Below are 18484 nucleotides of genomic sequence, written 5' to 3'. Positions count from 1 at the left end.
GAGCGGATGACCGACCTGTCCTACCTGGATGGCAACATGCTCGACGGGCCGTTGCGCGAGGTGTTCGCCGTCGACCTGAGCGCCACCACCGGGCGCTGCGACACCTGCGGGATGACCGGCCCGATGGCCGGGCTACACGTCTACTCGCACGCCCCGGGCCTGGTCGGGCGATGTCCCGCCTGTTCCGGAGTGATGGTGCGCCTGGTCCGCGCGCCGCAGCGGGCCTGGCTGGACCTGCGCGGCACCACGTACCTCCAGGTGCCCATGCCGGCCGAGCTGGCCTTCCGCGCCGCGCCCTGACGTCTGCGCGGCGGCCGGGCTGCGCGCTGACGTCTGTGCGGCGGCTGGGCCGCGCCGGCGCAGCCGCCCGACGAGCTGCCCGACGGTCACCGGCACCACGGACAGGACGAGCTGACCGTTGCGCCTGTCGACGGTGGCCGCGACCGCGTACAGGCGGGCGCCGTGCCGCAGCAGGCGGGGCCGCCCGGCGGCGAGCCGGGGCGCGCGCACCGCGGCCCCGCCGCGCCCGTGGCCGCCGTCCACCTCGGCGCGTACCGGATGCCGCCGGCCGCCCGCGCGGCTCGCGGCCAGGAGCCGGTCGAGGGGGAACTCCGTGCGGACCGTGCGGCCGGTCGGGTCGCCGGCGTCGACCCGGGTGGCGCCCACGACCGCACCGGCCAGCAGCCGCACCGGCCCGGCCTCCGCGGCGAACCGGGGGTACGGGCTGCGCGCGGTCACCGTGAGCGTGTCCCCGTCGGTCCAGCTCACGTCGACGGCGTCCAGCCGCGCCAGCCAGGCGGCGCGTACGTCGGTGACGTCCGACCAGCCGGCCGGGGCGCCCGGATAGCCCGCGTGCCACCGGTCCCCGGCGAAGACCGTCGCCGGCACGCCCAGGCCGGTGTCCTGCTCGATGACCGCCAGCAACTCGTCGACCCCGCCCGCGGTCACCGCGCCCAGCCGCAGCCGGGCCTCGATGCCGAGCCGGTCCCGCACGCCGTCAGTGACGTGCTGCCGCACCAGCCGGGCGACGCTGCTGTGCACCAGTTCCTGCGTGGCCCGGTCCAGGTGCCGGAAGTCGTCGCCGACCAGGTTCGCCAGCTCCAGCCCGACGTGGCGGCACAGCACCGCGTCCCGGCGCGGTCCCGCGGGGATCAGGCCGGCGACGAACGCGAACAGCCGCTCCACGCTGACCAGGCGCTGCTCGACCCGGCTGTGGTAGGTGATGTTGCGGGCGTCCAGGCGGCGCACGGCGTGGTAGTAGTCGTAGTCGCCCAGCACCGAGATCCGCCGGGCGTGGTAGCAGGCGGCCAGCGTGAACGGCTGGTCGCTGAGGACCGGCATGTCCTCCGGGAAGCGCAGCCCCAGCCGGTCGACCAGTTCGCGCCGGAACAGCTTCGTGTTCGCCAGCGACCAGGGCAGCGCCGAGTCGAACAGGCTCACGTCGACCGCGTTGCCGTCGGCGAACACGTCGGAGAAGACGTGCCGGCCGTTGACGCCCACCACCCTGCCGAGCACCACGTCCGAGCCGTACCGGTCGGCGGCGGCGACCAGGCGTTCGAGGGCCTCCGGGCCGAGCCGGTCGTCGGAACCGACGAAGAAGACGTACCGGCCGGTGGCCAGGTCCAGTCCCCGGTTGCACGGCGCGGCCGGACCACCCGAGTTGGGCTGGTGCGCCACCCGTACGGTGCCCGGGTACCGCGCGGCGTACCGGTCCAGCAGGCGGCCGCTGCCGTCGGTGGACCCGTCGTCCACCGCCACGATCTCCATCCGGTCCGGACCGATCGTCTGCCGCAGCAGCGAGTCGAGGCACTGCCGCAGGTAGCGCAGCGTGTTGTAGACCGGTACGACGACACTCACGTCGGGGCGGTTCGTCGCCTCCTCGGCTGTCACTGCTGCTCCTTCGCGCTCGCCCGGGCGATCCGGCGCGACCCAGCGTGGTGGAGCGACCCGTCCGGGTGACGACGCCGGCGTGACGACGAGGTGACCGGACGGCAGCCGTTGGATACGCCGAAGGGCCCGACCCCGTGGTGGAGGTCGGGCCCTTCGTCATCGGTCAGGAGCTGTAGCCGCGGCTGGCGATCCAGCGGGCGAGCTCGTCCACGTCCATCCGGTAGGAGGCCTGGTTGGGGTTGGCCGAGTCGGCGATCGTCACGACCTTCCCGCCGTCGCGGTAGCCCACCACGCTGATGTAGTGGCCACCCTCGAAGGAGTGGGCGTTGCCGTCGGTGTCGGTCGCGGTGCCGGCGATGTTGGCCACCACGGCACGGCCGTCGTCGACGGTCTTGACCACGTCGGCGCGCAGCTTGTCGACCTTGTCGCGGTCGCGGGCCTTGTCCACGGGGATCTCGGTGGACTTGTAGACGTCCTTACCGGTCTCCTTGTTCAGCACGGGGGTGATGTCGTTGATGGAGTTGGTGCCGGCTTCGGTGGTGCCCATCTCCTCGGCCATGGCGTGTACGTCGATGTTCTTGCCCTGCACGCTCAGCGCGTTGCGGGCGGCGGCGGGGCCGCAGAAGTAGAAGTTGGGCTGGGCTTCGTAGCGGACGTCGAGTTCCCGCTCGCCGTGGCCCTTGCGGTCGGTGGTGACCTGGGCGGCGGCGCGCTCGGCCGGGGTGGCCTGGGCGGCGACGGCGGGGCCGGCGATCCCACCGGCGGTGGCGACGACACCGGCAGCGGTCAGAACGGTCTTGCGCAGCAGAGTGGTAGCCATGATGGTTGCCTCCCTGAAATGGGGGATACGCGGCGGGGGTGCCGCGAAGGGGGAAAGTCTTGGGGGGCGCCCGTCGAGCGGGCTGGCACGCGGGCGACCCGTAAGGGGCCTGCTCGTCGCGGCTCGGGGGATGTAACGACCTGCGGGCCGGGGATGATTCCCGCCGACCGTGGCTGCCAGCCGGGGGGTGACCGGTGGCGTGGGTCTGGGGATGTAACCACGAAGGGACCGGGGCCATTCCCGGGGACGGCGGCGTGCCCGTCGCTCGGGGATGTAACGACGTCCGGGCCGGGCCGATTCCCTGACCTGGCGATCCGCGCGGGGGTGCCGGGCGGCTAATGTTCGGCGCTCGTCCCGGTGTCCCGGGGCCAGCCATGTACAACGCCCCGCGCCCGCCACCGATTCCACCCTGACGGTGGCACCGACCACAGTCCCGCAACACAGCGAACCGGACACCGACCGCCAAACGACCCGGCCCGCACATCGCCGACGGGTCCGCTAGCTCAAGAGCCCTCAAGATCCACCATGTGTGCGCGATCTTGCACTTATTGCCCCGGCAAACCTCGCAAAACAGGCAAGCCTTGGGCGGTAACTGCAAGATCGCGTGGGCGTGGGCGCGTCCGAAGGGCGGATTGGCGGTCTTGCCGATCGGGACGAGACCTCGTGCTGGGCGAGATCTTGGAACGAAATGGGCCCTGTAGGGGCGCGTTCCTTCCAAGATCTCTTGTGGTCCTGAGAGGTGGAACAGCGCTCCCGGTGAGTAGGACAGCGGGTGGCGGAGCTGACCCGGGTGGGGCGGAGTGGGGGCGGTGGCCGAGAGTGGGACGGTGCGATATCTGCGCAGCGACGGCCGCGTCGCCATCCGCCGCCCCCGCCCCGCCGACGAGGCGGAGTTCGTCGCCACCGCCCGGCGCAGCCGTGATCTGCACCATCCGTGGCTGTCCGCGCCGGACGACACGCAGCTGTACGCGGCGTACCTACGCAAGATCCGGCGGCGGGACAGTTCCGGGTTCCTGTTCTGCGACCGGGAGAGCGGTGAGATCGCCGGGTACGCGAACATCAGCGGCATCGTGCGGGGCGCGCTGCGCGGCGGCTACCTCGGATACGCGGCGTTCCGCCCGTACGCCGGGACCGGGCACGCCTCGGCCGGGGTGCGCCTGGTGATCGGGTACGCGTTCGGGCCGCTGGGGCTGCACCGGCTGGAGGCGAACATCCAGCCCGGCAACGAGCCGTCGAAGCGGCTGGCGCGTCGGCTCGGCTTCCGGCTGGAGGGCTTCTCCCCGGACTACCTGTTCATCGACGGCGCGTGGCGCGACCACGAACGCTGGGCGATCACCGCCTGACGCCCGAGCCGCGCCACCGCCGAACCGAGCAGCCCCAGCTGCCCGGCTTCGGGAAGGCGACCGGACTGTGGTGCCCGGCCCGGTCCACCGCTCGCACACCGAAGAACACGTTGTCCTTGGACAGGTCGACGGTCACCTCGGTGACGTCGCCGACCGGCAGCACCCCGCGGCGGAGGCGGTACATCCTCGCGTCGGTCGCGAGGAATGTCCAAATAGCCGCTGATGGATGGATCTTGGGTACGTTTGTCGCAGGTCTGCCCGGGAACGGCAGCAGGCATGACGAAACCACGTGTGGTGATCGTGGGGGCCGGGTTCGCCGGGTACCACGCGGCCAAGACGTTGCGCCGACTGGCCCGCGACCGGGCCGAGATCGTCCTGCTGAACACGACCGACTACTTCCTCTACCTGCCGCTGCTGCCCGAGGTGGCGGCCGGCGTGGTGGAGCCGACCCGGATCGCCGTGCCGCTCGCCGGCACGCTCGACGGCGTCCGCGTGGTGGTCGGCGAGGCGGACCGGGTCGACCTGCAGAACCGGTGGGTCGGCTACCGCTCGATCGAGGGTGACCACGGTCAGCTCGCGTACGACCGGCTCGTGCTCAGCGTCGGCAGCGTCAACAAGCTGTTGCCGATTCCCGGCGTGACCGAGTACGCCCACGGCTTCCGCGGCCTGCCCGAGGCGCTGTACCTGCACGATCACGTGGTCCGGCAGATCGAGCTGGCCGAGCTGACCGACGACCCGGCCGAGCAGCGGGCCCGCGCCACGTTCGTGGTGGTCGGCGCCGGCTACACCGGCACCGAGGTGGCCGCGCACGGGCAGCTGTTCACCGACCGGCTGATGGCCCAGCGCCCGCACCTGAAGGTCCGGCCGCGCTGGATGCTGCTCGACCTCGCGCCCCGGGTGCTGCCCGAACTGGACCGCCGGATGTCGGTCACCGCCGACCGGGTGCTGCGCAAGCGCGGCGTGGACGTGCGGATGAACACCTCGGTCGCCGAGGCCACCCCGGACGGGGTGATGCTCACCGACGGCGAGTACGTCCCGACGTGCAGCCTCGTCTGGTGCGTCGGCGTACGCCCCGACCCGTTCGTGGCCGAGCTGGGGCTGCGCACCGAGAAGGGCCGGCTGGTGGTCGACGAGTTCCTCAATGTCCCCGGTTTCCCGGAGGTGTTCGCCTGCGGCGACGCCGCCGCCGTGCCCGATCCGACCCGCCCCGGGCAGGTGTGCGCGATGACCGCGCAGCACGCCCAGCGGCAGGGCAAGCTGGCCGCGCACAACATCGCCGCCTCCTACGGTCAGGGCGTGCGCAAGTCGTACAAGCACCACGACCTGGGCTGGGTGGTGGACCTGGGCGGCAAGGACGCGGCGGCGAACCCGCTGAAGGTCCCGCTGGCCGGGCTGCCGGCCAAGGCCGTCACCCGCGGCTACCACCTGCTCGCCATGCCCGGTAACCGGCCCCGGGTCGCCGCGGACTGGGCGCTCGACGCGACGCTGCCCCGCCCCGCCGTGCAACTGGGCCTGGTCCCGGCCAACGCGGTGCCGCTGGAGAGCGAGTCACCGGAGCTGGCCCGGCGGCGCTGAGCGCCGCGCACCCGCCGGCCGGCCCTCACCCGCCGGCCGGCGGCCGCTGCGCCGGCTCGCCGTCGGCTGGCTCCGGCAGGGCCTGCCGCCCGGCCGGCACGAACTCGCGCAGCAGCACCTGCGCGATGCCGGCCGCCGGGATCGCCAGCAGCGCGCCGACCAGGCCGCCCAGCTCCACCGCCAGCAGCAGGCTGACCAGCACCGTCAACGGGTTGAGCCGCACCGCGCGGGCCATGATGACCGGCTGCAGCAGATGGTTCTCCACCTGCTGGTAGACCACGAAGAAGACGAGCACCACGATGCCGGCGGTGGGGGAGTGCACGAATCCCGCCCCGGCCGCGGCGATCGCCCCGAGCGTGGCGCCGACCAGCGGGATCAGGTCCACCACGGCGACCGTCAGCGCGATCACCGCGGCGAACGGCACGCCGAGCAGGAACAGCACGACGAACGTCAGGCCGCCGCAGATCACGCTGATCAGCACGTTGCCGCTGAGGTAGCCGGTGACGATCCGGGACGAGTCACGGCCGATGCGCCGCAGCCGCCGCGCCGGGCCGTCGCCGACCAGCCGCAGCGTCGCGGCGACGATCTTCGGCGCCTCCAGCACCATCAGGTACGCCAGCACCACCACCGTGACCAGCGCGGTCACCGCCTGGGCCACGCTGCGGACCACCCCGACCGTCGGGTCGCCGAGCCGCGAGCCGAACCGGCGCAGCTGGCCCGGCTCGGCGTACCGGAGCAGGTGGAAGCGATCCAGCAGCCGCCCGACCGGTCCCCGCCCGGCCTGGGCCTCGCGCACCAGCTCCGGCAACCGGTCGGCGAAGCGGGCCACCTCGTCCACCAGCGGCACCAGGATCAGCGCGCCGACCGCGGCGAACAGCGCGAACGCGGCCAGGAACACCAGCAGCGTGGCCAGCGCGCGGCGGCGTACCCGCCGCTGCAGGCGGTCCACGAGCGGTTTCAGCGCGACCGCGAAGAACACCGCCACCAGACCCCACATCAGCACCCGCCGGGTCGCCCAGACCAGCGCCAGCCCGACCACCGTGGCGAGGACCAGCCCGATCACGACAAGCGTCCGGCGCGCGGTGGACCGGTCGTCGGCGGTGCTCATCCGGCGCGGCTACCCGCCGCGCGGGCCGGAAAACCCGGCTCAGCCCAGGTCGGCGTTGGTGACCGGGAGGGCGCCGGCGGCGAACGCGTCGAGCGTCGCGTCGTGCAGCACGGTTCCGGCCACCGGATCGGCGGCGGCCCGGGCGGCGAGCCGGCGCGCCGGCAGCCGTCCCGGCGTGGGCGATGCGGCCAGCACCACGTTGCCGTACCGCCGTCCGCGCAGCATCCGCCGGTCGGCCACCAGGCAGACGTCGGCGAACACCGCCCGCAGCGTGGCCACCTGCCCCCGGGTGTGCGCCAGCGGCGGCAGGTCGGTGAGGTTGATCAGATAGATGCCGTCCGGGCGCAGCACGCGGGCCACCTGCGCCGCGAACTCGACCGCCGCCACCTGCGGGGGCATCCGGGCCGCCCGGTACACGTCGGCCACCACCACGTCGTACGCCCCGGACGGCGCCTCGGTGACCGCCTCCCGGGCGTCACCGATCGCGACCACCACCTCCGGCGGCAGCGGCGGCAGCTTCCGCCGGACCAGCTCGACCACGCCCGGATCCCGCTCGATCACCCGCTGCGCGGAACCGGGCCGGGTGCGCGCGAGCCAGCGCGGCAGCGTGAGCGCGCCCCCGCCCAGGTGCAGCGCCGTCAGCGCCGCGCCCCGCGGGGCGGCCAGGTCGATCGCGGCGGCGATCCGCCGCACGTACTCGAAGTGCAGGTACCGGGCGTCGGCCACGTCCACGTACGACTGCTCGACCCCGTCAGCCAGCAGCGTGCGCCCGGACGGGCGGGCCGGGTCCACCACGATCTCCAGGGTCTCGGTGTCGTCGTGATCCACGGCGGGACACGGTACCGCCCGGCCACGGATGGCCCCGGCCCGCGGGGGACCGGGACCGTTCCGCCGCCGGGTCAGCCGGCCGCCATCCCGGCGCCGGCCTCGTCGACTGCCGCGTCCACCCGGTGCGCGAGGTCGACGTCCGCCGCGGTCACGCCGTCGACCTGCTGTGTGCGGACCGTCAGCACGGCGTTGTCCGGGTCCGGCCGCCCGATCTGCGGCGCGCGCCCGGCCTCGGACTTGAGCTGGTCCAGCCGGTCGAGCACCCGGTCCAGGTTGCCGCCGGGCAACTCGATCGTGCGCACCAGCGACCGCCGGTCGCTGGACCAGTAGGGCAGCGCCGCGAGCGCGTCACGCAGCTCCGGCTCGGTCAGTGGCGCGGTGGCCGAGGACGCGCCCACCAGGCCGCCGCCGAAGTCGGTCGGCCCGAGCAGGTCACGCAACTCGTCGGGTACGCGCAGCGACTCGACCAGCTCCGCGTCGGCCTCATTGAGCGCGGCGAGCGTCGCCTCGGCCTGGTAGCGCGCCTGCTCCGGGGTGAGGCGGCTGTAGCGGCCGACCTCGGCCAGGAACCCGGGCAGGTCGCGGCGGGGTTCCATGCCGTAGACCGGCACCACGTCGTGCAGGGTCAGCGGCACCGCCTCCAGCAGTCGCTCCCGTTCCACCTCGTCCAGCGCCTGGGCCAGGGCCAGCACGGTGCCCTCCGCGGCGACCTTGGCCGTGGTGAAGTCCACCCCCGCGCGCCGGCTCACGTCGTCGACGAGATCCCGGTAGCTCATCGAGACCCCGGGTGACGGCGTCGGGTCCGGCAGCGGGCGCTGCTGCTCCGCGACGGCGACCGGCGGCGGCGCGGGACCGCCGCGCGTGGTGTCCGGCTTGTGCCGTCCGGCCGGCGGCGGGCCGGACCGGTCGTGCCGGTCCAGCGAGGTGACCTGCTTGGACGCGCTCAGGCTGGCGCCGGTCTGGCTCGGCCGCAGCCCTCGCTCGCGGGCCTCGCGGGCGAGAGCCCGGCGGCGCTGGTTGTCGCCCTCCATCTGCTTGCGCATCGTCGCACCTCGTTCCTGGTCGGTTGCGCTTGCGCCGACCGCGTTCCCGGCGCTGCCGGGAAGCTAACGGGAGGCCCGCCCGGCGGAGGCTTCACTCGCTGCGGGTGAGGAGCGCTCACCCCGGCGGGCGGCAGGATCGGATGGACCGGACAACTTCCGACGCACGCGGAAGGGCAGGTCGACATGAAACGGATCGTGGAGATCGTCCCCGCCCGTCCCGGGTGGTACGCCCGCTGGCGGATCGGCCCGGACGTCACCCGCTGCTACCCGGTGACCCTCTGGGCGCTGCTGGAGCACCACGACGGCACCGGGCGTGAGGTGATCGGCGTCGACTGCGTCGGGCAGTGGCCGGGCGCGGACGACGACGGTGCTACCGGAGACTTCGTCCGTTACCTGTTCCAGACGCCCGATTCCGGCGCGCCGGAGGACGCCGAGGCCCCGATCGTGGGAGAGCCGCACACCACCGGCCCGCGCCGGCAGGCCGCGCCCGCCGCCTGAGCCATCCTCCCGGCCCCCGGCCCCTGGTCCCAGGGCCGGGGGCCACCCCTTCCCGGCAACGGCGTGCCGCGCGGTCAGCCCACCTCGCGGGCGTCGCCGGTCACGTCGCGGGGCGGGGCGGCCAGCAGCTCGGCCAGGCCGGTGCGGTCCAGCAGATGCCGTACCTGCGGATTGGTGTTGCGCAGCCGGACCGCGCCGGTGCCGGAGCGGTGGATCACCACGAGCGCGCTCAGCCCGGAGGAGTCGCAGAGGACCACGCCGCCGAAGTCGAGCTCCACCTCCTGGCAGCCGTCGCGGCGAAGCCGCGCAACGGCCTCGACCAGTTCCGGGGCGGTGTCGTAGTCCAGCTCACCGGCCAGCCGCACCCGGACGGCGCCGGCGTCGAGCCGGTCCACCTCGATGGTCAGCATCTGGGAGGGCACGCTCCCATGTTCCCAGCCGGACCCCGGCGGGAAACCCCCGGGGTCACGCGGAGGCGGCCGAACCCGTGGCGGGCGGCCCGGTCCGGTCGTCGACCGGCGCACGGTCGAGCAGGCCGGTGACGCCGGTCAGGTCGAGAATGGTCTCCAGGAACCGCGGGACCGCGCGCAGCTCGATCCGGGTGCCGACCTGCTGCCCCTCCCGCCAGGCGTGCACGATCACGGACAGGCCGGTGCTGTCCAGGAACAGCAGGTCGGCGAAGTCGAGCACGAGCGTCGCGGGACGCCCGGCGAGCAGCCGGTCGACCTCCGCGCGCAGCGGCGCCGCGGTGGCGTAGGCCAGGTCGCCGCCGACGCCGATCACCGGGACGGCAGGGTCGGAACGATCCACGGAGATGCTCAGCGGGGTCGCCTCGGACCTTCTGCGTTGAGGAACCACCATCACGCCTTTCCGCACGCTGCCGGTCGGGCAGGGATGCCTGGATCGTAACAACAGCGGCACCGCCCCGCTGGGCGCGCGCGGGCCGCCCCAGCAGCGTCGGCTGGGTGGCGGTACCGGCATACCGGCGTAGTGTGGGGCGAAGAGATGTGGCCACAGGCGCCGTGCGGCGCCCCGGGGGTGCCGACGAGGAGAGTGGGGCTCAGCTGGTGACTGCTGCCGACGTCAGGGGTGCCGACCCGGGCGACGGACGGATCTCCACGCCGAGTGCCGCACGGGTCCCGGCGTGGTCCGCCGCCGCTGCGGCGACGCCTGCCCTGCCGCCGCTGGCAGCCGACCGCGGCCCCGCCGTCCCGGACTGGTCCGAGGTCGTCGAGCACTTCCGGGAGGGCCTTGTCGTCTGCGACGCCGACGGTGTCGTGCGGCACGTGAGCCCCGTCGCGGAGCGCCTGGTCCCCGAGGTGACCGCCGGAGAGCTGCTCGCCGCGGCGGGCGTGGACGCGCTGCGCGGCGACGGCCCGGCGGAGTTCACCCACCACGGGCGACGGCTGCGCGTACGGCCGGTCGCGCTGTCCGGTCACCGGCGCTGCTGGTACGTCGAGGACGTCACCGAGAGCGTCAGCCGGGCCGACGCGCTGCTGGCCGAGCGGGCCCGCTCGGCGTTCCTCGCGGTGGTCGGCGAGAAGCTCGGCAACCCGCTGCACCCCGACCGGGCGGCCGCGGCCGTGGTCCGCCTCGCCGTGCCGACGACGGCCGACGTGGCGGTCCTGGTGCTCGCCCCCCGCTCCGGCCGGTCCCGGTGGTGGCGGGCGGTACGCGCGGACGACCAGGCGCCCGTGGTGGACAGCGGCGTGCTGCCCGCCCCGGCGCTGCCCGTGGCCATCGAGGCCGGCCTGTCCGGCGCCGAGCCGCACGAGCTGGACTGGCTGGTCGAGCAGGCCGCCGAGGCGGGTTGGCTGCCCGGTCTGGACACCTCCGGCGCCGTCGCCCGGGTGGTGCCGCTGCCCGGCCGGGATGCGCCGGCCGGCGCGCTGCTGGTGGCCCGCCGCGCCGACCGCTGGTACGACGAGGCCGATGTGGACCTGATCCGCGCGTTCGCGGCACGGGCCGGCGCGGCGCTGACCACCGCTCTGCTCTACCGCGACCAGGCCGAGGTCGCCGACACGCTGCAGGCCAGCCTGCTGCCGGTCGAGCCGGCTCCCGCGACCGGCGTGCAGTGGGGCACCGCGTACCGGCCCGCGCAGGCCGGCCTGCGCATCGGCGGCGACTTCTACGGTTCGCACCAGCTCACCGACGGCGGGTCGGTCTTCTTTCTCGGTGACGTGTCGGGCAAGGGCGTGGAGGCGGCCGTCTTCACCGGCCAGCTGCGCCAGTGCCTGCAGGCGCTGCACCGGGTCGAGAGCCAGCCCGGGCGGCTGCTGAAGCTGCTCAACGACGCGCTGCTGGAGACCACCCAGGCACACGGGCAGGGCCGGTTCGCCACCATGGTCCTCGGCGTGGCGCGTCCGCACCGCGACGGCGGCCAGACCCTGACCCTGGCCGGTGGCGGGCACCTGCCCCCGCTGGTGCTGCGGGAGTCCGGTGACGTCGAGGTGGTGCCGTTGCGCGGCATGCTGATCGGCGTTGTGCCCGATCCCCGCATCGGCGAGGTCACCGTGCGCCTGGCGCCGGGGGAGACCTGCCTCTTCTACAGCGACGGCGTGACCGAGGCGCGGGGCGGCCGGCGCGGCGACGAGCAGTTCGGCGCCGAGCGGCTGCTCAACGCCGTGGCCGGCTGTAACCGGATGCCGGCGCCCGCGCTGGCCGAACGGGTCGAGCAGGTGACCTGTGACTGGCTCGCGCACGGCGACCACGACGACATAGCGGTGCTGGCGCTGCGGGCGACCGGCCCGGCCGGGCGGGCGCCCCGGCACCTGCACGCGGTGCCGGAACCGGCCGCGGCCGAGCTGACGAGGGAGTGGTCCGCGTGACAGTGCCGACTGTCGGGGTCGATGCGGGTCACGCCTTCGCCCGCTACCTGGAGTGCCTGGCCGACGCGGACGAGTCCGCCGCCGTGGCGGTGGCCGTGGGGCTCCTGGAGGCGGGCGTGCCCGCCGAGCGGGTGCTGCTCGACCTGGTCGCGCCGGCGCAGGCCGAGGTGGGCGAACGGTGGGCGCGCAACGAGTGGAGCGTCGCCGAGGAGCACGCCGCCACGCACATCAGCGAGCGGGTGGTGGCGGCGGTGGCCGCGTACGCCGATCCCCGGCCGACGCGGGGACGGATCGTGATGGCCTGCATGGACGGCGAGTGGCACGCGCTGCCGGCCCGGCTGGTGGCCGAGGTGCTGCGGTTGCGCGGCTGGCAGGTCGTCTTCCTCGGCGCCAGCGTGCCCGCCGCCCACCTGGTCTCCTACCTGCACCGTTACGACGCGGAGGCGGTGGCGCTGGCCTGCGCGCTGCCGATGCGGCTGCCGCACGCCCACCGGATGGTGGAGGCGTGCCGCCGCTCTGACGTGCCGGTGGTGGTGGGTGGCCGGGGCTTCGGCGAGGACGGCCGCTGGGCGCGTGTGCTGGGTGTGCCGTGGGCGCCGGACGCGCCGGCCGCGGCCGACCTGGTGGCCGACGAGCGGGCGCTGCGTGCGGCGCCGCCGGCCCGGCTGGACCACCTGGCCGACGACGAGTACGCCAGCCTGGTCAAGCGGCGCGGCGAGTTGATCGACAGCGCCCTGGCCGACCTGCGGGAGCGGGTGCCGTCGGTGTCCGGCTACACCCCGGCGCAGCTCGACTCCACGATCAGCGACCTCGGTTACATCGTGGACTTCCTGGCCGCCGCGCTCTATGTGGACGACGGGACGCTGTTCACCGCGTTCGTCGAGTGGCTGGTGGAGATCCTGGTCAGCCGCGGGGTGCCGGCGGGGGCGGTCGGCCTGACGCTGGAGCACTATGGACAGCAGTTGCGCGACTTCCCGCGCGCGGCCGGTTTCCTCGACCGGTCCCGGGCTCTGGTCGGCGGCCTGTCTGCGGCGGGCCGCTGACGGCACCCGGGTGGGCCGTCCCATATACTTGCACTACTGCAAGCGTTCGCCTGCGGTGGGGAGCGAGGGGGGCCAGGGTGACGTTCACCGTCACGTACGCCCAGCGGGACGGGGGCGGTGTCTGCCTCCGGCTCGCCGGTGAGCTCGACCTGGGCACGGCCCCCGAGCTGAACTCGGCGATCGACCGGCTGATCGCCGAGGGACAACGCGAGCTGCTGCTCGACCTCGCCGAGCTGACCTTCTGCGACTCCACCGGCATCGCCGCCTTCGTGCGCGGGGACAATCTCGTCGCCGCCGACGGCGGCTGGCTGCGCCTGACCGGGGCGACCGGCCGGGTGGCCCGGGTGCTGCAGGTGACCGGGCTGGCCGAGGTGCTCCGGTACGCCCGTGACACCGTCGACCCGGCCGCGCCGGCCGCCTCCTGATCCGGTACATTTCCCCGCCAGCAACCGGCCGTGCGGCCGGCCGCCCTCCTCGAGACAAGCAGGTAAGACGATGGGTCAGAGCAGCCCGAGCCCGGTTCGCATCCTGGTGGTGGACGACGATCCGGGTGACGTCCTGATGATCGAGGAGGCGCTCGCCGACTCCGACGTCGACAAGGTCATCGACGTGGTCGCCGACGGTCAGGAGGCGATGGAGTTCCTCCGGCGCGAGGGCCGGCACGCCGAGGCGCAGCGTCCGGACGTGATCCTGCTGGACCTGAACATGCCCCGGATGGACGGGCGGCAGGTGCTCGGCGAGGTCAAGGGCGACGAGAGCCTGCGGACCATCCCGATCGTGGTGCTGACCACCTCCAACGCCGACACCGACGTGGTCAGCAGCTACACGTTGCAGGCCAACGCGTACGTGACCAAGCCGATCGACCTGGACGACTTCAACGACGTGGTACGCCGCATCGACGAGTTCTTCGGCCGGGTGGTCGTGCTCCCGAAGCACCAGTAGGTGCGGGAAGTCCGGGCCTCCGCATCCTGAACATTTTGTGGGAACGGCCCCGCCCGTGAGCGACCGGCCCGCAGGATCGGCAGTGGGGACGAACACCGGCTGCCTGGGGGGCGACGCATGAGGTTCTCGGTGGTGGAGACCGGATACGACAGGCGTCAGGTGGATTCCTGCCTCGACGAGCTGAGCCTGCGGCTGGGGCGGCTGGCGGCGCGGGCGGAGGGCGCCGCCGGGGCCGGCCGGGAGTGGGATCAGATCCGGTCCGACGCCCTGCACCTGTGCGACTTCCTGCACCGGCGGACCGCGCCGGTCGAGGGCCCGGAGGCGGCCCGCCCGTCGCCGGCCGAGCGGGAGGCCGCCGAGCTGCTGGCCACCGCCCGCGCCGAGCTGGAGGCCGCCCGCGAGGAGGCCCGCCGGTTGCGGGAGGAGGCGTACGCCGACGCTCTGCGGGCCCGCCGCGAGTTCGAGGCGGCCCTGCTGGCACGGCGTCGCCGCGAGTCCCGGGTGGACGAGATCCTGGCCGGCGCGCGCGGCGAGCGGGTGCCGGTGGACACCCCGACCGCCGCCGCGGGCGTGCGGCCCGGCGCCGCCTGACCGGTCCGGGTCAGGTCAGCGCCGCCACGATCGTCGCGGCCCGGTCCTCGTGCCGGGCGTACGCGTCCGGGTACGCGGACACCTGCACCGCCTGGGCGGCGGCGGTGACGCTCATGTCCGCCCAGCCGGGCACCTCGCGCAGGGCGGTGTAGAAGGCGCGGGCCGCGTACGAGGGCCGCATGAGCTGTGCGACGGTGCCCCAGCCGCTGCTGGGGCGCTGCTGGAACAGCCCGACCGAGTCGTGGTCGGAGCCGCTGCCCTGGTGCGGGTGGTCGAACGACTCCGGGAGCACGTCGCTGGCCAGGTTGTAGAGGTTGCTCTCCTGCATCGCGGTGGCCACCGCCACGACGAGCGCCCGGCGCGGCATGCCCATGTCCCGCCCCACGTCCACGATGATCTTCGCGTTGTTCATCTGCCGCTGGTCCAGCCCGGCGACCGGCCGCGGGTTCTTCGGGCGGGCGGGCTTGCGCGGCGGCTTCTTCGTCGACGCGGACGGGCTCGGCGTGACGGCCGGGGCCGGCAGGACCGGCGCGGCGGCGGCTGGTGGCGCTAGGCGGCTGAAGTCGCGGGAGGCCCGCTGCTCGGCGGCGGCCCGGTCGGCGACCGCCTCGCGTACGTCCAGCCGCGCGGGGCCGGTCTCGCCGACGCCGGCGACGCCGATCAGGCCGAGGCAGCAGGTGACGCCGGTGGCGACGGCGATCCGGCCCGGTACGGAGCGGGCCGGGCCGCGCCGGGGCGGCTCCGGGGCGCGGTGACGCCCCACTCTCCGTTCGGCTGATGCCGGGTCAATCGTTCGGCGAACCGGGCGGTTGGCGCGCAGCGGCTGGTGGGAGGGGTGGTCGGGAGGCACCCGCCGAGGCTAGAGAGCTTCCGGGCCGTTGCCATCGGGGTGATTGGTGGCATGCGCCACAATCTGCCGGATTCGCGGCCGACAATCCGTGCGGGAGATCATGAATCGAGTGAACCGCGCGTACCCGGAAGATGCCTCATGTCGGTTTAAGAACCGGAATTCGGACGCGAGCGCGCGTGTCCCGCCTCGCGCGCCGGCCTCCACCGTTCGGGGGAGGCCGGCCTGGTCGGCCGACCCGCCCGGCGCGGCGGTCCGTCGACCACCGGCATCGACCACGCCGGATGCGCCCGGTAGCTGTGGATCATGGTGAGGCCCCGGCGCGGCGACCCGGACGCTCGTTACGATTCCGACGGTGACCGAGCAGAAGGCCGACGAGCGTGGCCCCGGAGAGCCGTCCGGCCGCCGGAGGCGGCGCGGACTCGTCGTCATCGCCTGCGCCGGGCTGCTCGCGGCGCTGCTCGCCGGCCATCGGGCGGTGCCGAACGTGCACGGGCTGGGCAGCCTGCTGGACAGCGCCGTTCCGCTGCTCGGCCTCGGCGTACCGGTGCTCGCGCTCGCGGCGCTGCTGCGCCGCTCCCGCCCGGCGCTGCTGGCGGTGCTGCTGCCGGCGCTGGTCTGGGCCGGCCTGTACGGGCGCGCGTGGCTGCCCCCGGCGGCCGGCGCGGCGGGCGCCTCGGTGCGGGTGGCCAGCCAGAACCTGCGTGTCGGCAACCCCGACCCGGCCGCCACGGTGGGCGCGCTCGCCGGCGACGGACCGGACCTGATCGGGCTCCAGGAGGTCGCCGACGGTGACCGGGTGGCGCCGGTCCTCGCCGGCCGGTACCCGCACCGCGCGGTGGTGTCGACGGTCGCGCTGTGGAGTCGGTGGCCGATCCGGGAGGCGCACGGCATCGACACCGGGCTGGGCTGGGACCGCGCGCTGCGCGCCGTGGTGGCCGCCCCCCGGGGCGACCTGACCGTGTACGTCGTCCACCTCGGCTCCGCGCGCGCCGGGCACACCGCCACCCGGGACCAGACCGTCGCCGCGCTGGCCGACGCCGTACGCGCCGACCCGGCGGAGCGGCTGGTGGTGCTCGGCGACCTGAACACCGCCACCACCGACCGGGTCTTCGACCCGCTGACCCGGCTGCTGCGCGACGCTCAGGCCGAGGCCGGGCAGGGATTCGGCTTCACCTGGCCGGCGGAGCTACCGGTGACCCGACCGGACCACGTCCTCTACCGGGGACTCACCCCCACCACTGCCGGGGTGCTGCACACCCCGGACAGCGACCACCGCGCGGTGACCGCCGGCTTCCGCTGGTGAGCGCTCAGTGCCGGCCGTTCTCCGCCGGGGTCACCGTGAGCCGGTGCCGGCTCGGGTCGCCGCTGGAGAACGGCCAGAGCCGGTCGGCGTACGCGACCAGGTCGGCCAGCTGATCCCGGGTCAGTCCCGCCGAGGAGATCTCGGCGTGCACGTCGGCCCGGTAACGGCCGTCGTCGTCGCGGCCCAGTTTCGCCTCTGCGGTCACCTGCACGGTGTGCGCCTCGTCGGTGATCTCCCCGGCCGCCTCCACAGCCGCGTGGTGCAGGCAGGAGGCGAACGCCGCGGCCAGGAGCTGCTCCGGCGTCAGACCGGTGCAGTGCGGCGCCAGCGGGGACGCCAGGGCGGAGGAGAGACCGCCGTCGTCGGTGCGTACGTGACCGCCCGCCGCGGTCGCCGTGGCCGTCTCGGCCAGCCAGGAACTCGGATCCGGCATCGCGTTCCTCCCGTCACTCACCGGACCGCGTTCCCGGACCCCGAGCAGCGAAACCGCGCCCGGGTGGGCAGTAGGAGCGCTCAGCCGACCCGGCCGCTCGGCGCGGCGTCGACGGCCATCGCCTCGGTGGCCTCGGCGGCCGCCCGGCTGGTCCACGGCGAGACCTGCTCCGCGCGCTGGCGGGGCAGCACCGCGCTCATCGGCACGTACACCCGGGCGTCCACCGCCTCGGCCAGCAGCAGCGCGGCCATCGGGCTGGTCGGCCGGGCCGCCGGGTCGGCGTCGAGGCAGCTGCGGCACAGGTCGGCCACCTCGGGCGGCAGCCCGGGAACGTCGGGCAGCGGCCGGGGCTCGGGCCGGCGTCCCCCCGGCCCGAGCAGCCGGGTGGTGCTGTCCGCCTCGTACGGCAGGTGACCGGTGAGGCAGTAGTAGAGCAGCACGCCGAGGGCGTACATGTCGGCGGCCGGGGTGGCGGGCTGCCGGTCGAGCTGCTCCGGCGCCAGATAGGCGGGGGTGCCCACCACCACGCCGTCCGGAGTGTGGTCCGGCGCGCCGGCCGGGGTGGCGATACCGAAGTCGAGCACCTTCACCCCGCACGGGGTGAGGATCACGTTCGCGGGCTTCACGTCCCGGTGCACGATGCCGTGCGCGTGCGCGGCCGCGAGCGCGGCGCACACCTCAGCGCAGACCCGCGCCGCGATCCGCCAGTCCAGCGGCCCCGCGCGCAGGTGCGCGGCGAGCGTCTCGCCCTCGGCCAGCTCCATCACGATGTACGGCGCCGGCCGGCCGTCGGGCAGCGTGGCGGTGCCGAAGTCGTGCACGCTCGCGACGTTCGGGTGCACCAGGCGAGCCGCCGAGCGCGCCTCGGCCCGGATCCGCTCCACCGAGCCGGCCTCGCCGTCGAGCCGGGGCGAGATCAGCTTCACCGCGACGGTCCGGTCCAGCACACGGTCGTGCGCCCGCCAGACCTCCGACATGCCACCCAGGCCGGCCCGCTGTTCGAGCTCGTACCGCCCGCCCAGCGTCCGCATCGCCCACTCCTCGCCTCGTCCGGTGTGCCCTCCGGTCCCGCTACCCGGCCCCGGAGCTGTGCAAACCGGCGGGGGTTTCCATTCCGGCGGGGTAGCTTCGCGGCGAGGGGTCGACACAGGGAGGACAGCGGTGGCTTCGGTGCGCGTACGGTTCGTCGGCGGTCCGGCCGACGAGCTGACCCGGGACCTGCCCGCGGGGCCGGACGGCGGGCCACCGCCCCGGTGGGTGCTGCGGCATCCCGAGGAGCCGGCCGAGGGGGTGGCCGACCACCTCTACGAACGCGACGAGCACGCCGCGGCGGGCGGCTGGACCATGCGGTACGTGCACACGTTCCCGTTCGGCGCGACCGAGTGAGGC

At 74.6% G+C, this 18484-nt stretch carries 21 protein-coding genes and 1 pseudogene; 11 read left to right on the top strand and 11 right to left on the bottom strand.

The features are described 5' to 3' along the window. Positions 1–6: 6 nt before the first annotated feature. A pseudogene (locus A4R25_RS31740) lies at positions 7–207 on the top strand (DUF6510 family protein); the annotation flags it as partial. Here A4R25_RS31740 and A4R25_RS08155 read toward each other — a convergent pair. Next, complete coding sequence (locus tag A4R25_RS08155) at positions 133–1890, bottom strand: glycosyltransferase (RefSeq protein WP_064446172.1); 1758 nt, start codon at positions 1888–1890, stop codon at positions 133–135. The pseudogene A4R25_RS31740 and the gene A4R25_RS08155 sit on opposite strands and share 75 nt — an antisense overlap. Before the next feature lie 163 nt (positions 1891–2053). Continuing rightward, positions 2054–2710, bottom strand: coding sequence for a C39 family peptidase (locus tag A4R25_RS08150; protein ID WP_064446171.1), 657 nt, complete (start codon positions 2708–2710; stop codon positions 2054–2056). 827 nt (positions 2711–3537) lie between these two features. Between A4R25_RS08150 and A4R25_RS08145 the strand changes: the two genes are divergently transcribed. Then, a complete protein-coding gene (locus tag A4R25_RS08145; RefSeq protein WP_231915451.1) occupies positions 3538–4053 on the top strand; it encodes a GNAT family N-acetyltransferase in 516 nt (171 codons plus the stop codon). Here A4R25_RS08145 and A4R25_RS08140 read toward each other — a convergent pair. Then, the gene (locus A4R25_RS08140; RefSeq protein WP_043324577.1) at positions 4043–4237 is read right to left on the bottom strand and encodes a hypothetical protein; all 195 of its coding nucleotides are present in this window, start codon (positions 4235–4237) and stop codon (positions 4043–4045) included. The two genes, A4R25_RS08145 and A4R25_RS08140, sit on opposite strands and share 11 nt — an antisense overlap. A gap of 92 nt (positions 4238–4329) precedes the next feature. On the opposite strand from A4R25_RS08140, the gene A4R25_RS08135 reads away from it, so the two are divergent. After that, entirely contained in the window at positions 4330–5628 is a 1299-nt protein-coding gene (locus A4R25_RS08135; protein WP_064446170.1) for an NAD(P)/FAD-dependent oxidoreductase, read from the top strand. Positions 5629–5653: 25 nt separating this feature from the next. Here A4R25_RS08135 and A4R25_RS08130 read toward each other — a convergent pair whose 3' ends face one another. From A4R25_RS08130 to A4R25_RS08120, 3 genes are all read right to left on the bottom strand, one after another. Further along, positions 5654–6736 (bottom strand): AI-2E family transporter, encoded by a 1083-nt coding sequence (locus A4R25_RS08130; RefSeq protein ID WP_064446169.1) that lies wholly within the window; start codon positions 6734–6736, stop codon positions 5654–5656. 39 nt (positions 6737–6775) lie between these two features. Then, positions 6776–7564, bottom strand: coding sequence for a spermidine synthase (locus A4R25_RS08125; RefSeq protein ID WP_197494857.1), 789 nt, complete (start codon positions 7562–7564; stop codon positions 6776–6778). A gap of 71 nt (positions 7565–7635) precedes the next feature. Continuing rightward, positions 7636–8607 (bottom strand): DUF2267 domain-containing protein, encoded by a 972-nt coding sequence (locus tag A4R25_RS08120; RefSeq protein WP_064446167.1) that lies wholly within the window; start codon positions 8605–8607, stop codon positions 7636–7638. Positions 8608–8790: 183 nt separating this feature from the next. On the opposite strand from A4R25_RS08120, the gene A4R25_RS08115 reads away from it, so the two are divergent. After that, on the top strand, positions 8791–9105 hold the full coding sequence (locus A4R25_RS08115; RefSeq protein ID WP_030504313.1) for a hypothetical protein: 315 nt from the start codon (positions 8791–8793) through the stop codon (positions 9103–9105). Between the two features lie 74 nt (positions 9106–9179). Here A4R25_RS08115 and A4R25_RS08110 read toward each other — a convergent pair whose 3' ends face one another. Further along, complete coding sequence (locus A4R25_RS08110) at positions 9180–9527, bottom strand: STAS domain-containing protein (RefSeq protein WP_231915450.1); 348 nt, start codon at positions 9525–9527, stop codon at positions 9180–9182. Between the two features lie 43 nt (positions 9528–9570). After that, positions 9571–9915 carry an STAS domain-containing protein gene (locus tag A4R25_RS08105; RefSeq protein ID WP_043324565.1) on the bottom strand — a complete coding sequence of 115 codons (345 nt, stop codon included), beginning with the start codon at positions 9913–9915 and terminating at the stop codon, positions 9571–9573. Between the two features lie 257 nt (positions 9916–10172). Between A4R25_RS08105 and A4R25_RS08100 the strand changes: the two genes are divergently transcribed. The 5 genes from A4R25_RS08100 to A4R25_RS08080 all read left to right on the top strand — a co-directional run bounded on the left by A4R25_RS08100 (position 10173) and on the right by A4R25_RS08080 (position 14509). Then, on the top strand, positions 10173–11933 hold the full coding sequence (locus A4R25_RS08100) for a PP2C family protein-serine/threonine phosphatase (protein WP_064446165.1): 1761 nt from the start codon (positions 10173–10175) through the stop codon (positions 11931–11933). Next, positions 11930–12976 (top strand): B12-binding domain-containing protein, encoded by a 1047-nt coding sequence (locus A4R25_RS08095; protein ID WP_043330192.1) that lies wholly within the window; start codon positions 11930–11932, stop codon positions 12974–12976. Before A4R25_RS08100 ends, A4R25_RS08095 begins: the two co-directional genes overlap by 4 nt. A 77-nt stretch (positions 12977–13053) precedes the next feature. After that, positions 13054–13401, top strand: a complete 348-nt coding sequence (locus A4R25_RS08090; protein WP_043324561.1) for an STAS domain-containing protein — start codon at positions 13054–13056, stop codon at positions 13399–13401. 70 nt (positions 13402–13471) lie between these two features. Then, positions 13472–13918 (top strand): response regulator, encoded by a 447-nt coding sequence (locus A4R25_RS08085; protein ID WP_030504307.1) that lies wholly within the window; start codon positions 13472–13474, stop codon positions 13916–13918. A 117-nt stretch (positions 13919–14035) separates the two neighbouring features. Continuing rightward, entirely contained in the window at positions 14036–14509 is a 474-nt protein-coding gene (locus A4R25_RS08080; RefSeq protein WP_064446164.1) for a hypothetical protein, read from the top strand. Positions 14510–14519: 10 nt separating this feature from the next. Here A4R25_RS08080 and A4R25_RS08075 read toward each other — a convergent pair whose 3' ends face one another. Beyond that, entirely contained in the window at positions 14520–15359 is an 840-nt protein-coding gene (locus A4R25_RS08075; protein ID WP_181373787.1) for a hypothetical protein, read from the bottom strand. 352 nt (positions 15360–15711) lie between these two features. Between A4R25_RS08075 and A4R25_RS08070 the strand changes: the two genes are divergently transcribed. Beyond that, the gene (locus tag A4R25_RS08070; RefSeq protein ID WP_043324556.1) at positions 15712–16662 is read left to right on the top strand and encodes an endonuclease/exonuclease/phosphatase family protein; all 951 of its coding nucleotides are present in this window, start codon (positions 15712–15714) and stop codon (positions 16660–16662) included. Positions 16663–16666: 4 nt separating this feature from the next. Here the strand turns inward: A4R25_RS08070 and A4R25_RS08065 are convergent, their stop codons facing one another. Both A4R25_RS08065 and A4R25_RS08060 read right to left on the bottom strand, forming a co-directional pair. Then, positions 16667–17095, bottom strand: coding sequence for an OsmC family protein (locus tag A4R25_RS08065; RefSeq protein WP_013285994.1), 429 nt, complete (start codon positions 17093–17095; stop codon positions 16667–16669). An 80-nt stretch (positions 17096–17175) separates the two neighbouring features. Further along, positions 17176–18126: a serine/threonine-protein kinase gene (locus A4R25_RS08060; RefSeq protein WP_064446162.1), complete on the bottom strand. Its 951-nt coding sequence runs from the start codon at positions 18124–18126 to the stop codon at positions 17176–17178. Positions 18127–18256: 130 nt separating this feature from the next. Here A4R25_RS08060 and A4R25_RS08055 point away from each other — a divergent pair, with 130 nt between their 5' ends. Next, positions 18257–18481, top strand: coding sequence for a hypothetical protein (locus tag A4R25_RS08055; protein ID WP_043324550.1), 225 nt, complete (start codon positions 18257–18259; stop codon positions 18479–18481). Positions 18482–18484: the final 3 nt, after the last annotated feature.

Source organism: Micromonospora sp. NBRC 110037, assembly GCF_001652995.1.
Lineage (GTDB): Bacteria > Actinomycetota > Actinomycetes > Mycobacteriales > Micromonosporaceae > Micromonospora > Micromonospora chalcea.
This window is presented reverse-complemented; position numbering and strand designations above follow the sequence as displayed.

Coding starts and splice junctions, on each gene's coding strand:
- A4R25_RS08150 (WP_064446171.1), bottom strand. CDS start 2,710: ATGGCTACCACTCTGCTGCGCAAGACCGTTCTGACCGCTGCCGGTGTC.
- A4R25_RS08115 (WP_030504313.1), top strand. CDS start 8,791: ATGAAACGGATCGTGGAGATCGTCCCCGCCCGTCCCGGGTGGTACGCC.
- A4R25_RS08140 (WP_043324577.1), bottom strand. CDS start 4,237: ATGTACCGCCTCCGCCGCGGGGTGCTGCCGGTCGGCGACGTCACCGAG.
- A4R25_RS08060 (WP_064446162.1), bottom strand. CDS start 18,126: ATGCGGACGCTGGGCGGGCGGTACGAGCTCGAACAGCGGGCCGGCCTG.
- A4R25_RS08065 (WP_013285994.1), bottom strand. CDS start 17,095: ATGCCGGATCCGAGTTCCTGGCTGGCCGAGACGGCCACGGCGACCGCG.
- A4R25_RS08130 (WP_064446169.1), bottom strand. CDS start 6,736: ATGAGCACCGCCGACGACCGGTCCACCGCGCGCCGGACGCTTGTCGTG.
- A4R25_RS08120 (WP_064446167.1), bottom strand. CDS start 8,607: ATGCGCAAGCAGATGGAGGGCGACAACCAGCGCCGCCGGGCTCTCGCC.
- A4R25_RS08135 (WP_064446170.1), top strand. CDS start 4,330: ATGACGAAACCACGTGTGGTGATCGTGGGGGCCGGGTTCGCCGGGTAC.
- A4R25_RS08080 (WP_064446164.1), top strand. CDS start 14,036: ATGAGGTTCTCGGTGGTGGAGACCGGATACGACAGGCGTCAGGTGGAT.
- A4R25_RS08085 (WP_030504307.1), top strand. CDS start 13,472: ATGGGTCAGAGCAGCCCGAGCCCGGTTCGCATCCTGGTGGTGGACGAC.